The sequence below is a fragment of the Maribellus sediminis genome, assembly GCF_011799805.1.
GTDB lineage: Bacteria > Bacteroidota > Bacteroidia > Bacteroidales > Prolixibacteraceae > Draconibacterium > Draconibacterium sediminis_A.
On record NZ_WXUB01000001.1, the window covers coordinates 1,415,185 to 1,430,571 of the forward strand.

Annotated in this window: 10 protein-coding genes; 6 read left to right on the forward strand and 4 right to left on the reverse strand. The window is 40.9% G+C overall.

Features of this window, described 5'->3' with window-relative positions; translation table 11 throughout:
• The first annotated feature begins 19 nt into the window (after window positions 1-19).
• The 4 genes from HFD85_RS05475 (at window position 20) to uvrA (ending at window position 4,549) form a co-directional block, all read left to right on the forward strand.
• Window positions 20-223 carry a hypothetical protein gene (locus HFD85_RS05475; RefSeq protein WP_167605878.1) on the forward strand — a complete coding sequence of 68 codons (204 nt, stop codon included), beginning with the start codon at window positions 20-22 and terminating at the stop codon, window positions 221-223.
• Window positions 207-470, forward strand: coding sequence for a type II toxin-antitoxin system RelE family toxin (locus tag HFD85_RS05480; protein ID WP_167605881.1), 264 nt, complete (start codon window positions 207-209; stop codon window positions 468-470). Before HFD85_RS05475 ends, HFD85_RS05480 begins: the two co-directional genes overlap by 17 nt.
• Window positions 471-660: 190 nt before the next feature.
• Window positions 661-1,575 (forward strand): lytic transglycosylase domain-containing protein, encoded by a 915-nt coding sequence (locus HFD85_RS05485; protein WP_206081865.1) that lies wholly within the window; start codon window positions 661-663, stop codon window positions 1,573-1,575.
• 106 nt (window positions 1,576-1,681) lie between these two features.
• Entirely contained in the window at window positions 1,682-4,549 is a 2,868-nt protein-coding gene (uvrA, locus tag HFD85_RS05490) for an excinuclease ABC subunit UvrA (protein ID WP_167605884.1), read from the forward strand.
• A gap of 55 nt (window positions 4,550-4,604) precedes the next feature.
• Here uvrA and HFD85_RS05495 read toward each other — a convergent pair whose 3' ends face one another.
• The 4 genes from HFD85_RS05495 to HFD85_RS05510 form a co-directional block, all read right to left on the reverse strand.
• Window positions 4,605-5,846, reverse strand: coding sequence for a sulfatase family protein (locus HFD85_RS05495; RefSeq protein ID WP_167605887.1), 1,242 nt, complete (start codon window positions 5,844-5,846; stop codon window positions 4,605-4,607).
• A 288-nt stretch (window positions 5,847-6,134) separates the two neighbouring features.
• Entirely contained in the window at window positions 6,135-9,020 is a 2,886-nt protein-coding gene (locus HFD85_RS05500; RefSeq protein ID WP_167605889.1) for a VIT domain-containing protein, read from the reverse strand.
• 356 nt (window positions 9,021-9,376) lie between these two features.
• On the reverse strand, window positions 9,377-9,841 hold the full coding sequence (locus HFD85_RS05505) for a cupin domain-containing protein (RefSeq protein WP_167605892.1): 465 nt from the start codon (window positions 9,839-9,841) through the stop codon (window positions 9,377-9,379).
• A gap of 122 nt (window positions 9,842-9,963) precedes the next feature.
• A complete protein-coding gene (locus HFD85_RS05510; protein WP_167605895.1) occupies window positions 9,964-10,623 on the reverse strand; it encodes an ATP-binding cassette domain-containing protein in 660 nt (219 codons plus the stop codon).
• Window positions 10,624-11,565: 942 nt separating this feature from the next.
• Between HFD85_RS05510 and HFD85_RS05515 the strand changes: the two genes are divergently transcribed.
• A complete protein-coding gene (locus tag HFD85_RS05515) occupies window positions 11,566-13,230 on the forward strand; it encodes a nucleoside kinase (protein ID WP_167605898.1) in 1,665 nt (554 codons plus the stop codon).
• A gap of 574 nt (window positions 13,231-13,804) precedes the next feature.
• Window positions 13,805-15,355 carry a radical SAM protein gene (locus HFD85_RS05520; RefSeq protein WP_167605901.1) on the forward strand — a complete coding sequence of 517 codons (1,551 nt, stop codon included), beginning with the start codon at window positions 13,805-13,807 and terminating at the stop codon, window positions 15,353-15,355.
• Window positions 15,356-15,387: the final 32 nt, after the last annotated feature.

Sequence of the window (15,387 nt, forward strand, 5' to 3'; positions counted from 1 at the left end):
ATGCAACAAGAAGAAAGTCATGGATGGAATTAAATACATAACAGATGAGGCAGGACGGCGTATAGCTGTTCAAATTGATTTAGAAAAACATAAACAGTTTATCGAGGATTATCTGGATTTTATCGAGGATGAAAATGATGTTCGGAATGTTGTAAACGAACCATTGATCCCATTAGAAGAAGTAATTTCAAAATTTGAAAAACTTCATGGGGAAAAATTATAAAATAGTTTTTCGAAAATCAGCAGAAAAGCAATTGCTTAAATTACCCAAAGAAACAGCAAGAAATATTCTGAAACAGATTCAATCACTTTCTGCAAATCCTGTCCCTTCCAGATCAAAGAAAATGGCAGGTTTCGATAATGTTTTTAGATTACGCTTTCGTAATTACAGGATAGTCTACCGTATTGAAAAGGATGAATTAATAATAGAAATTATTAAGATAGGTCACCGTCAAAATATTTATAAATAACTAACATTCCGGATTAATAAACGCATTGAGCGCTGTGCAATGACAATAGTTAATCTCTGGTGATAAATATATTTTAAGGCTCGGCAAACTGTCGGGCTTGTTTCATTGTTAAGCTAGTGTAATTCTGTATTTTTGTCCTTCTGTTTCAGGATACAGGAATATTTATTATTGACTATCAAATCAAATGGCGATGAGTAAGAAAAAGGGATGGAGAGTAGCAATGACAGTGATGACCTTGTTTAATATTGTGGCTTTGGTCATGGTTTTGAGTTCGGCAAGTCCCGATGATTCAAAGAAAAAAGAAGCCGGTGAAGCACGTTACGAAAGCGTTAGATTACCCGACAAAGTAAGTTTTGCCGGCGAAGCCATGCCGCTCGATCGTTTCTATGTGAAGGAAGCACTCGACCGTGAACTGTTGTCGAATGCCTATTTTCATTCGCAAACCATTCGCTACATCAAAATGGCGCCGCGTTATTTTAAAATCATCGAGCCCATTCTGAAAGAAAAAGGTATTCCTGATGATTTTAAATACCTGGCAGTAGCCGAAAGCGGCCTCGATCCGCGTGCGGTTTCTCCGGCGCGTGCCGTTGGTTTCTGGCAGTTGCTCGAAGGAACCGGAAAAGATTACGGTTTGGAGATCAACAGCGAAGTGGATGAACGTTATCACGTCGAAAAAGCAACATACGTGGCATGCGATTACCTGAAAGATGCCTACGAAAAATTTGGTAGCTGGACACTAGTTGCGGCAGCATACAATCGTGGTATGACCGGTGTGAAAAAGCAAATGGACCGCCAGGAACAGGAAGATTATTACGACCTGTTGATCACGACCGAAACAGCCCGTTATGTGTACCGGATCGTGGCGCTGAAACTGATTATGGAGAATCCCGAGAAATACCATTTTTACATTTCAGAAGCCGATAAATACCCGGTTATTCCAACTAAAAAAGTTGAAATTACCGGCTCGGTGGCCAACTTTGCCGATTATGCAAAAGAACAGGGACTGAGTTACAAACTATTTAAGGATTTTAATCCCTGGTTGCGCGAAAACACGCTCACTTACTCGGGAAAAAAAAGATACTGGGTGGAAATCCCGAAATTGTAAATTAAGTTTTATAACCCGTCATGCTGTCCGCCAACTGGCGGATTCAGCATCTGCTAAAGGTTCCTATCCTGCAATTGAAGGACGGAATGACGTATTGCTAAGATGAATGGCTAAAAAAGCAAAAACAGATATCGACGAACAACTGGAGCTCGAATCGGAAGAAAAGATTGTGGTTCATGGTGCACGTGTTCACAATCTGAAGAACATCGATGTGGAAATTCCGCGAAACAAACTCACCGTGATTACCGGTTTGAGTGGCAGTGGAAAATCGTCGCTGGCATTCGATACCATTTACGCTGAAGGACAACGCCGCTACATCGAAACGTTTTCGGCGTACGCGCGTTCGTTCCTCGGTAACATGGAACGCCCCGATGTGGACAAGATCACCGGATTAAGCCCAGTAATCTCGATCGAGCAAAAAGTGACCACCCGCAATCCAAGATCGACTGTTGGAACGGTAACCGAGATCTACGATTTTCTGCGTTTGCTGTATGCTCGCGCCGGCGAAGCTTATTCGTACAATACGGGCGAAAAAATGGTGAAGTACACCGAGGAAAAGATCATCCAACTCATAAAGTCTGATTTCGCAGGAAAACGCATCAATATTCTGGCTCCGGTGGTAAAAGGCCGGAAAGGACATTACCGCGAGTTGTTCGAGTCGATTTTAAGGAAAGGATTTCTGACTGCCCGTGTTGATGGCGAACTCACCGAACTGAGGCATAATTTTAAGGTCGATCGTTATAAAAACCACTTTATCGAAATCCTGATCGATAAGCTGATTGTGGATGAAGCCGATACAAAGCGTTTGAAAGAAAGTGTGCAAACGGCACTGAAACACGGCCACGGGATATTGATGATCCTCGATCACGACACTCAGATAGCCAAGTATTACAGCCGTTTGTTGATGTGCCCTACCACCGGGATCTCCTACAATGAACCGGCACCACATAATTTTTCGTTTAACTCGCCACAAGGAGCCTGCCCGAAATGCAACGGGTTGGGGCGCATCACCGAGATTGACATGGACAAGGTGATCCCCGATAGAAACCTGAGCATTGGCAAAGGGGCGATCGCTCCGCTCGGACCTTTTAAAAATTCGCTTATTTTCTGGCAGATCGAAGCACTGGGCGAGAAATACGATTTCGATTTGAAAACGCCAGTTAAAGAAATTTCTGAAGAAGGAATCGACGCGGTGCTGTTTGGAAGTAACGAACGCATACAGCTAAAAAATACACCGCTGGGCAGCAGCATGAATTACATGATGAGCTACGATGGTGTTATCAAATACATCGATAATCAGCGTGAAGAAAGTACGTCGAAAAAGGCACAAAAGTGGGCCAACCAGTTTGTAAAGAAAATTGAGTGTCCCGAGTGCCACGGCATGCGTCTGAAAAAGGAATCGCTGCATTTTAAAATCGACGATAAAAACATCTCCGAACTCTCGAAACTCGATCTCGATGAGCTGGGTGTCTGGCTCGATGGTCTGGAAGAACGGATCACCGAACGTCAGCGCATTATTGGTGCCGAAGTGATCAAAGAAATTCGCGACCGCCTGGGTTTTATGCTGGGTGTTGGACTGAATTACCTCGCACTCGACCGAACGGCTCAAAGTCTTTCGGGTGGGGAGTCGCAGCGTATCAGGCTGGCTACTCAAATCGGTTCGCAGCTGGTGAATGTGCTGTATATTCTTGACGAGCCAAGTATTGGCCTTCATCACCGCGATAACCTGAAACTGATTCAGGCGCTCGAGCAGCTTCGCGATTCAGGGAACTCGGTGGTTGTGGTGGAACACGATAAAGATACCATGCTGCACGCCGATCACCTGATCGACATGGGGCCACACGCCGGCCGTCATGGAGGAGAGGTGGTTTTTGAAGGCAAGCCGGAAGATGTACTTAAAGCCAAAACACTCACTTCCGACTACCTGAACGAACGCAAAACGATTGAAATTCCGAAGGTACGCCGAAACGGAAAATCAGACATTCTAAAAATTAGTGGCTGCTCGGGTAATAACCTGCAGAATGTGACCATCGAAATTCCCTTAGGCAAGTTTATTTGCGTGACGGGTGTTTCGGGAAGTGGAAAATCAACCCTGATAAACGAAACGCTGCAACCCATTTTAAGCCAGTATTTTTACAAATCGGTGAAGGATCCGCTGCCTTACAAAAAGGTGGAAGGATTGAAACTTGTTGATAAAGTGATCCGTGTTGATCAGTCGCCGATCGGCCGCACACCGCGTTCAAATCCGGTGACGTATACCAATGTTTTTTCCGATATCCGAAACCTGTTCTCGCAATTGCCTGAGGCAAAAATACGGGGCTACAAACCCGGTCGTTTTTCGTTTAACGTAAAAGGTGGCCGTTGCGAAGAATGCCAGGGTGGGGGACTCAAACTCATTGAAATGAATTTTCTGCCCGATGTGTATGTGCATTGCGACAAATGCGACGGGAAACGCTACAACCGCGAAACGCTGGAGGTGCGTTACAAAGGAAAATCGATCAGCGATGTGCTGGATATGACCATCAACCAGGGCGTGGAATTTTTTGAAAATATCCCGTCGATTGCCGTTAAACTCGAGACGCTTAAAGACGTGGGACTGGGTTATATAACGCTGGGTCAGTCAGCCACAACACTGTCGGGAGGAGAGGCACAACGCGTAAAATTGGCCTCAGAGCTGGCCAAACGCGATACCGGCCAAACACTTTACATTCTCGATGAACCGACTACCGGTCTGCATTTCGAAGACATTCGTGTGTTGCTCGAAGTCCTCAATAAACTCGTTGACAAAGGGAATACCGTAATTGTGATCGAGCATAATCTGGATGTGATTAAAGTAGCCGACCACATCATCGATTTGGGCCCCGAAGGCGGAAAGCATGGCGGCAAAATTCTTTGCAGCGGTACTCCTGAAGAGGTGGCGCTGAATAAAAAGTCGTACACCGCAAAATTTCTGAAAGCAGAGTTGGGATTATAAAATTAGAAATTGAACTGTGTTGTAATGTAGTAGTCGAATATCGGCATCTGCGTCATTAGTTCCACTTTGGATGCTTCTTAAGCTCGTTTTCCAAAGCCGCTTTTATAGTCAGTTCTTCAGGTTTTAGTGAATCTGAAGTTAAGGGATATTTCTCCAGTTTATCATTCGTTAGCTTGAAAAATGTACTGTTCTGGTACAATTTGTAATCCAGCGTTCGAACAAATTGATTCCGGTATTGATTTACATTTTTTCCCCATCGAGGATCGTAATGAACAAAGGCAGTTTCCCGGGGCTTGTATTCGCCACCAACCAGCAAGGGATAAAAACTCTTTCCGTCGTTTTCCTTGCCTTCAATGCCTGCCAGTTCGGCGAGTGTCGGGAAGAAGTCGCTAAACTCAATAAGATCTTCGTAAACACTGCTTTCCTTTATTTGCCCGGGCCACGAAACAATTAAAGGTACGTGCGTGCCGGCATCGATGGTATTTCCTTTGGCTCCCTGAATAGGCGTACCCGCACGCATTTTGGAAGTGATAGTTGGATGCGTGCCGTTATCGCCGGTGAAAATTACCAACGTGTTTTCATCCAGGTTCAGTTCTTTTAATTTATCCATGATTTTACCGACAATTTTATCGGTGTAAGCCACCATGTCCTTAAAATAGGCGGTATCGTTTTTATAGCGGTTTTCTTTAACAACCCAGTCTTTTGAATCGGGTGTTGGAACAAAAGGATCGTGCACCAGTACCATAGGATAGTAAACAAAGAAGGGCTGATCTTTTTTACGTTCGATAAAATCCAGTATGTAGTCCGCAAAAATATTCGGGCCATAGATGTCGGCATTTCTTTCCAGCGCCATCCCGTTCTGTTCGATCATCGGATCGGCATAACGTTCGCCTTCGCTTCTGTCTTTGGTAAGTTGCCACAGGCAATATTCATCAAATCCGAATTTATTGGGGCGGGTGTTGTCGTTCCAATCCGCAATCTGATCTTTATACGACAGCCCGTTCAGTTGCCATTTGCCGGCAATACAGGTGGCGTAGCCTGCATCTTGCATCACATTTCCGAAGGTATATTCCGAAAGGTTTAGATGGCCGAAATAATCATAGTTACGGTAGTTGTATTTCCCGGTCATTATTTTCACCCGCGAAGGCGTGCACAAAGGCTGAGAAACACAGTTCTCGAAACGTATGCCTTCCGATGCCAGCTGATCGATGCGTGGTGTTTGATACGAGGCGGAACCGTAAGCTCCCACACATTCGTAGCCCATGTCATCGGCCATGATCAGTATCACATTTGGCATTTTTTTATCCGTGCTCGTAGTGCACGAAAGCAGAAAAAGTACAAATGATAAGAGGGATATTTTAAAAACGAATTTCATAACATTCATTGATCTGCAATAAATAAAATGTTTTGCAAGATACTATCATCTGCTTTTCCGTCCACTTTTATATTCAAGTTTTTTAGCCCGGTCGCTTTAAGTGCACCTGGACTGTATTTCGATATTATGGTTTTATTATAGCATAATTACTGGTAGCCTATTCTAATGTTCTTTTGTCATTTTAATAGTAACGATATTTATGAGTTTGGGTTAATTTTCAAATTCCAACTGACCTATTTGTCTGGTTTCTTTATTGTCTGCGAGTTGCACTGTAATGTGTTTGGCTTCTTGCTGCTCTGTTCCATAGTTGGTAAATAAAGTAGCATAAATAGTAACGGGGCCGGTAATTGTTTGTCTTGCCTCACTGAAATAGTTCACATACACTGTATAAGTGCCACGTTTTGCCTCTTTCAACGAATATTCTTCCGGACCGTATCCTCGTGTGAAATCTGAGCTTATTTTTCCTCCGATTTTGGTTTGGGTATGCTCGTAATAGCATTTCTCCCCATTCGGATCAATAACCCATAAATCGATATCATTTTCGTTGCTACTCCAATCTATTGTTATTCTGATATCCAGAGGCATTGGAACAATATACTCAGGATTAACAGATTTAATGTCCAGATCAGTTTTGTGCAACAGAATCAGATTATTGAATTCGTTAAGAACAACATCTTTTATTTCTTCAAAACGATTCCAATCACTATCTAAAATGTATAAATATGTATCCAAAGCCTTTTGGAATTGCTTGTTTGCGGCAAAGGCCAAAGCTAAATCCCGAAACGATTGAGGTTCCTCAGGACGAAGCCTTTTTATTTCTTCGTAAATTTCAATTGCAGTTGAATATTCTCCTTCGTGCATCAGGCGTTTTGCCACCACTTTTAACAGCTCAGGATTCTCGAGATCCAGTTCTAGGGTATTTGATAGAATCCGAACTGCCTTATCATTCATTTTCTTTTCAAACAGAAAGTCAGCAACTTGTATGTAGAATGACGGACGGTTTCTGTTTTCCTCTTTAAAAACATAATAGAGCGAATCAATAGCAGTGTCAGAAGCATCACGCAATACGTTCATGTACGGTGCATCGGGCAACCAAGCCTGAACCTTTATTTCAGGTTTAGAAATTGTTTTTAATGCAGGTGAGTCATCAACTTCCGATTCTTCTGCCAATTCAAGATCATCATTAATCATCATTAATGCATCTACATCTCTGACCGGAGGTGGTGGAGGAGGAGGTGGATTTGATCCTTCCTCCCTTGTAATTGGTATAACTTCATCTGCTTCAGAAATGGAGAACAGTACATCGGCATTTTCGCCTGATTGTGTGTTGTTTTTGGTTGAGGTTGGTATTGGATTTACATACCAGGACTGAAGTCTTTCGATTCGCTCCAAATTTCTTTTATGAATTACTTTAGGAGATACCTCTTTTTCTTTCACAAAAGTTGCCAATACTTTGTTGTATTCGTCCTTTAATTCTTCAGGCGGACTAATATTGTATTGAACATAGTCTTCTACCCGGTCGAGAACAATAAAGGCTGTATTTGGGGTGACGATATTGAATTTACTGCCAAGCTGTAATATTTCTTTTTCGTTTCTTTTGTAATTCATTTCCAGGGCTGCTATCTTCTTCCCGGCCCAAATTCTGGAAATAGCAGTGTTTGAAATTTTGCTTATTTCAAAAGTCTGAGTTTTTGTAATTGTTCCGCTATTTCCATAATTAACATCCAATACTGCCTTCTCTCCGGTTAAAATGCCTGCAAGCTCGAAGTATCCGTTTATGCGGGTAGGAGTATTGGGAAAGACTTCTTTCAGTTTAGAATTGTTGTAATTACACGACAAAAATTTCTCTTCGGTATGCAACATCATTTGCAATGCTTCATCCACTGATGTAAAGTTTAAATCAATGAATTCTCCATCAGTCACGCTTGCAACTCTTTTTAAAAATGAATAATTGCTTCCTATACTTGACGAGATGGAATAAACCGGAATAGCAGAAGTTTCAAATTGATCTTCCCCAATTGTATTTATTGCATCTGAAAACAGGAGGATTTCGTCGCAATTTTTGTCCGGTTTAATTTTGTCTAAGCAAGTAGCTCCATCGTTTTTTAGCTGTTTGATATAATTAATCAGTTCGCCAGGATCTTGTTTAATACTAAAAATTTTAGGAGAGCCTAACCTTTGATTAAAAGTAATAAGGGTAACCTCTTTATTACCTTTTAGTGCAAGCAGGTAATTTTTCAGTAAAACCAATTCTTTGTCTATATCCCGATTGAATGCAGAGAATGAATTGTCCCAGTATATTGTGATTTTCCCGGGCACTTCTTTTTCAGCAGAGCTTAGTTCTGGCGTTTTTATGATCAGGTAGAAATATGTTTGACCGTCCACCTCACAAGTAAACAGTTGATGATTCGATTTGGAAAATCTTGGAATTGTAAACTTCAATGGAGAATTGGATGAGAAGTTTTGTCTTACGAGGTTTAAACAATAGGCGTCATCCGTATTGTCAAATTTAATGTTTTCAAAGTTGGTTGAAATGTGCTTGTCTTCAGATTGACTCTTAACCACTTTTACATCGAGCTTAAATTCACCGATGTTTTTGGATGTCTTCAATGGCAGCGAATAATACAAATTATCATCATCTCCGCGAAGTGTTTCAGATATTGCCAAAACAACTCTTTTTGTCCCATTTCCCGGAATTGGAAAAATTCGTGTTTTAAAGAAATTTCCTTTGGTGATATTCGCAATTCCGGGATCAATATTTTGTCTGATGACAGCTTCAAAAGTTTGCCGTGCTTTTATTTTTTCCACGATAGCACCTTCTCTTAATTTACCATTAACCTCCAAGGCATACCTGCAGATTTCCTGACCATCGGCAAGTGGCAACGATAACTCACCTTCCAGGTTCCGATTAAACGGATTATAAAAGATAATGTCGAAAGTTGTTGTTGAAATATTTCCAACAACATCTACATTTACCTTAAGTTGGGATATCTCAAGGTCTTGTTTTTTTTCTGCATTTTGAATGCTGAGTGAAGGAATCTGGCCAAAAGTCAATTGGCAAATAATAAGTCCTAGAATTGTTGTTAGTGTTTTCATATTGGCTGGTTTTTTAGTTAATTCCCGTTAATGGAAATTTCTGTTTTTATGTTTAACCATTAACTAAAAACATACAACCAAAAATCGTTCCGATAATTTTAACTTGTAAAATTATGTTTATATGTGCTGGTTTACAGGCGAATATTTTTTGTACTCAGCACAATTAGATTGGCAGGAGGTAGCACACTCGTTTGTATTGTCAAATGAAATAACAAAAATACAACAGTGAATGGTATGTTGTCGTTGCGGATTGCGATTGATGTCCGTATACAGAACGAAGCTAATCATGCGGGAATGCGGGGCTACTAACTGCATCAGACATCGCAATACTATTTAGAAAATGTAAAAGGTTACTTTTATTTTTTTATTTCCCATTTCGGAGTAACAGCAATTCTTTTTCCATCTTCCGTTGAATATTCCTCTAATGAGTTTTCTTTTGCCTGTATACAAATGTACACCATGTTTTCTTCTGACGTGTTGCATAAGCTTCTGATACCATCAGGTGCAACTCTTATTACACTTCCTTCCTGAATGGGAAAACAATCATCATCTACCTGATAATAACCTGAACCTTTAAGTATGATATAAGTTTCTTCGTCGTTGTAATGTATATGGAAATATCCTAATTCTGATTTTGGCGGTATTGTTGTAAATGATATTTCTGTTCCGGTTGATTTGGTAAGGTCTTTTAAAAAAACTTTCCCAATAATCTCTGTTTTTAGAATTGGATGAATAAGTGAATATTTTTCTACATCTTTTAATCTGCCAACATTTACCGCTGTATAATTCTTGTTTTCTGAAATCAATGCTAGTTTTTTCATTTTCCTGTGCTTTATTGATTGGATAATCTTTGAATTAATTCCACTATCTCTTCTTTCTTAAAAATATTTATTTGTTTAGTTTAAAGCAGCGCTGCCTTATACCATGTCATAACAAAAGTTTTCTAGTTTTTATTTAAATATCCAAGTTTCATTAAGTCGTTATTGTCTTTAGTTAAATAAGTTATGCCATTCGAAATTACATAAATTTCATCGCAGGTGTCGATAATATGTTCATACAAATGGTCGGTAATGATAATGCCTTTGTTTGTTTTCTCGTGCCGGATCAACTTTTTTATTGTTTCAACATGCACCGGCATTACCTGTGAGAATGGTTCGTCAAGCATACAAAATTTTGTCTTGGAGGCGAGAATCACGTAAATCTCTACAATCCTGCTTTCTCCTCCCGAAAGCTTACCAATCTTAAAACTGTAATACTTTTTAAATTCGGGAAAGTATCCTGCGAAACGGGAAAAGTCCAATCTGAAATCGTTAAATATTCTTTTAATTGTGATGTTTCCCGGCATAAAATTAAACTGAGGCAGGTATCTTATGTTCCCGGGATTTCGATAAGCGTCGTAAATGACATTCCCATCCAGTCTAATTGATTTATTAGTTGTTTTAAGTTCGCCATATATAATGTTCATCAGGCATGTTTTGCCGGAACCATTACGCCCCAGAATTCCGGTTGCTTTCCCGGTTTCATTTTTGAGATAAACATCCTGCAGAACTCTTTTGGTATCGAATTCAAGAATTATACTGTCAACTTCCAGGGTGTGTTTCATGAAGATGTGATGCTAAAATTAGAAGTGCAGTCAGAAAAAATAAAAAGTCGAATACCAGAATAGGAACCCACAATGCAATTTTCGAAACTCCGAGATTTTTATAATAGTAATACTGTTTGGCTTTGTACTCATTAATGGAATACAAGGTGAGGCCAAGCGTAATAATTTTGAACCAAAACAAAACCTGAATGAGGTAAATTCCTTTTGCACCGAAACCATATAAAATACCCAGGCAAATAAACGTTATCAAGAAACTTGAAAGTGCGAAGGATTTATAAAAGGTAAGTATTAGTCGTATGGTTCTCATTTATAGATTATACTGTTGCTGTAAGAAGACGGGATTTCACACTACCCCCCTGTGTTCATTTTTAATTCAACTTAAGCGGTGTTTTTGGTTTTGATTTCTTTTGGTTATGGAATAAAATTAAACATAAAACTTTGAATATGTTAATTAAAAAACATTAAAAAAAGCTAATGAAGTAAGCTCAGTTATTCATTATCAGCTGTTTCTTTATCTGAGCCTTGCTTGATCCCCGGACTTACTGTTGCTGTGTAAGGGATGTCATCTTTTGAAAAGATGACATCCTTCAGCGAGATCCGATCCCTGGTTTAAATTTGTAAGTTGCCATGAAAAAACATTGTTTAACATTAATCGGCTATTGAAATGTATACTTTGTACTGTATCGGTACTTCAAACCGGGCTTTTCCCACACCGAAAGTCTGAAGTTTATTGTTTTCAATCCCTCTCTTTAATTGGCACTATTGCCGTCGGCAAATCTATGCAAGCATTTTCGTATTTTCTCATTAAAGCATTTGAAACCTCAATCCCTCAGTCCTTCAATCCCTCAATCCTTTAATCCATCAGTCTCTCTTCCTCCGCCTTCTTCTCCTTCTTGCAACTTGCCAACTTTTACCTACATTTACTTTTGAAAACAGACAGCGATGAAAGAAGTAGAAATTTTTTGCAAGAATACCGGTTCGTACCACAGTTATCCCATGGGCACTTCGCTGCTCGAAATCAGTAACGATCTGAATATTAAAGACGATCATTGTGTGTGCGGTGCCATTGTTAACAACCAGGCCCGCGAACTTTCGTTTTGCGTGGTAAAACCCAAGCAGATCGAGTTTATCGATGTATCGCATCCCGATGGCATGCGGCTGTACACACGCAGCCTGATATTTATTTTGTATGCAGCCGTTAAGGAAGTTTTCCCTCATGTCGATTTCAGGGTGCAAAACGGTATCTCGAATGGCTACTTCTGCGAACTTCGTGGACTGGAGCGCGAGATCAGCGAATCGGATGTGTTTTCGATAAAACAGGAAATGCAGGCACTTATCGATGCCGATCTTCCCTTTGTAAAAAAGGATTTGCTGACGACCGAAGCCGTGGATCTGTTAATGAAACAGGGCCTCGAAGAAAAGGCGCAGTTGATCGGGCAACAGGGACAATTGTACACGCATCTGTATTTTTTGAACGAGCTTGCCGATTACCTCTATGGACATTTACTCCCTTCAACCGCTTACATCCGGAATTTTGGGCTGATCCCTTATTACGATGGTCTGTTGCTTATCGTCCCGCGCCGGAAGAACTTTTTGAAATTGCGCAAAGTGAGTTACCACGATAAACTGTTCGAGATTTTCCAGGAACAAAAAGACTGGGCCGGAATTATTGATGTTTCAACGGTAGGTAGTTTAAACGAGCGTACCCTAAATGGAAGGGGAGGCGATGTGATAAAAATTTCGGAAGCCCTGCACGAAAAGAAAATTGCCGAAATCGCGAACATGATCTCGCAACGAAACGGCGACGCAAAAGTGGTGCTGATTGCCGGACCGTCGGCGTCGGGAAAAACCACTTTTAGCAAACGTTTGGGGGTTCAACTGGCAGTAAATGGCTTGCGCCCTCACCATGTTTCACTCGACGATTATTTTGTCGACCGCGAACAAACACCCAAAGACGAGCACGGCGAATACGATTTCGAAGCCCTGGAAGCCATCGACATAAAGTTTTTTAACCAGCAGATGATCGAGTTGTTCGACGGACAGAAGGTGAGGTTGCCCCGCTTCGATTTTCACCTGGGAAAACGTGCACAGAATGGCGACACACTGCAGCTCACTCCCGGCGATATTCTGATAGTTGAAGGAATTCACGGCATGAATCCCGGCCTGCTCACACAAATTGAGGAACGTAACACTTTCAAGATATTTATTTCGGCTCTTACACAGATCTCGATGGATGAGCACACGCACATTTCCACGGCTGATAACCGCCTGCTGCGGCGCACCATCCGCGATGCCCAATACCGCGGCTACCATGCTGCCGATACCATTAAACGCTGGCCTTCAGTACGAAAAGGCGAGGAACGCAATATTTTCCCGTACCAGGAAAATGCCGATGTAATGTTTAACTCGGCCACATTGTACGAACTGGCTGTGCTAAAAAAGTATGCGGAACCTTTGCTAAAATCTGTACTCGAAAACCAGGACGAATATTCGGAGGCCACCCGCCTGCTCGAATTTCTTTCGTATTTCAAACAGATCAGCGACGAGGAAATTCCGCCAACTTCTTTGCTTCGTGAGTTTTTGGGCGGCAGTAGTTTTGTCTACTAGCTGCAAACCACAAGCTGCAAGCCGCTAGCGTTTCACCGGTTGACTAAAGTTCACCCGGTGAATGGTAAAGAATATCGAATGTCGATTAGCGATTAGTGATTGCAGATTTTTAAGAGCGATTCAATCCTTCAGTCCTTCAATCCCTCAGTCTATAAATCGGCGCTTCGTGTTTCATGAATTCAAAATAATCCTTTTAGCGCCGCGGATTGTGTTCTTGATTTACGAATGATGATTAACGATTAGCGATTGCAGATTTATTAAGTACGAATCAATCCTTCAATCTCATCTTCCTTTGCATCAGCCGACGGACTGCGATGATAGCCTTCGCTTTTTATTGAATTTCAGAGAATTGCGATTCTTGTGTTTTATTTGTAATTTAACGAGTGCTTTTCAATTTAAATAACATAAAACACCTTTAGGATACGCAATACGGGCGGGATGAGCGTGTGTTCTGGAAATCATTATTCAAAACATAAAAATTGTAGTAATGATAGTATCAAGGTCATTATTATTGTCAATTTCTCAGGAACCATTCTTGCTATAAATAATCATTAGGGAACGAATAAACTTCAACATGAAAAAATTAAGTATCAGTATAATTGATCTTATTCATAACAGTAGCTCGCGTTCGCTGTATCGGAAAATTATGTTTCCCAACTATATCAGTATCATGCCCCAGATTATTGGAGTTTGGTGTCGTCAACTCGGTCACGAGGTACACTACGCTTTTTATACCGGGATGCAGGAAATTAAAACACTTTGGGATGAAAACAGCGATGTTGTGTTTATAAGTTCGTTTACGTTTACAGCACAATATGCGTATGCGCTGAGTAATTATTTTAGAAGTAAAGGCAAGATAACTGTGCTTGGAGGACCGCATGCCCGCTGTTATCCTGAGGATGCCTGTAAGTATTTCGACTATGTTTTAGGTTTGGTTGATGAGGAGTTGTTAAAAGACCTCTTGCATAGTCTCGAACCTCAAAAACAGGGGGGAATTTACCTGAATGCAAAAGCCCAGCCCAAATCTTTACCGGGAGCCAGGGACAGGTGGAACTTTATTGAAACCGCTCATAAGAAGCAGCACATTATCAAATTTGTGCAAATGATTGCAAGTTTGGGTTGCCCATATGGTTGCGACTTTTGCATCGATTCAAAAATCCCATACCAGTTGCTCGATTTAGATGTACTAAAGGATGATCTTCGCTTTTTAACCACAAAAATTAAACGTCCGAAGGTGAGTTGGTACGATCCTAATTTTGGAGTAAAGTTCGATACCATTATGGAAAGTATTGAATCTGCCATACCTCCGGGGAGTATCGATTTCGTGGCTGAATGTAATCTGTCGACACTGTCGGAGCAAAATGCACGAAGGTTACAACAGAACAGTTTTAAAATGGTAATGCCGGGAATTGAGTCCTGGTATGGTTATGGAAATAAATCGAAAACGGGTAATAATACCGGGTATGAAAAAGTAAAACAAGTTGCAGAACACGTAAATATGATCCAGAAATATATCCCGCATGTTCAAACTAATTTTTTGCTCGGACTTGATTCTGAATCGGGGGATGAACCATTTGATTTAACCCGGAGATTTGTCGATCTGGCTCCGGTGGCTTATCCGTCTTTTGCGCTGCTTTCGGTTTACGGAAAGGCTGCCGTTGAAAATGTGAAGTATGAGAACGAGGACAGGATCATTCCCTTTCCCTTTCATTACATGATGTCGGTTCATACGTTGAATATCGTACCAAAGAATTATTCGTGGGAAGAGTTTTATCGTCAGTATATCAATTTGTTGAGACACTGTTTTTCACCGTCTACAATTCATAAAAGGTTTAAAAATAATGATGAACCCAATTCGAAATGGTTAATCCTTTTGCTTTCTCTTTCTCTTGGCGGGCGCGGGAAGATCAAATTTTTAGAGTCCTTACTTGAACGCTTGAAAAATGATAACGAATTCCAAGCCTTTGTACGAAAGGATTCCACTGAAATTCCCCGGTTCATGACCGAAAGAATTAAAAGCGACCTCGGAGAATTATGGGAATGGCTACCCGATAAAACCTTTCGCTATGAGACGAACGTTCATTCAGCCATGCCTGTGACTTTGTCGGATGAGGTCCCGAATTAAATGCGCCATTCTCGGGATATATTTATGAGAAG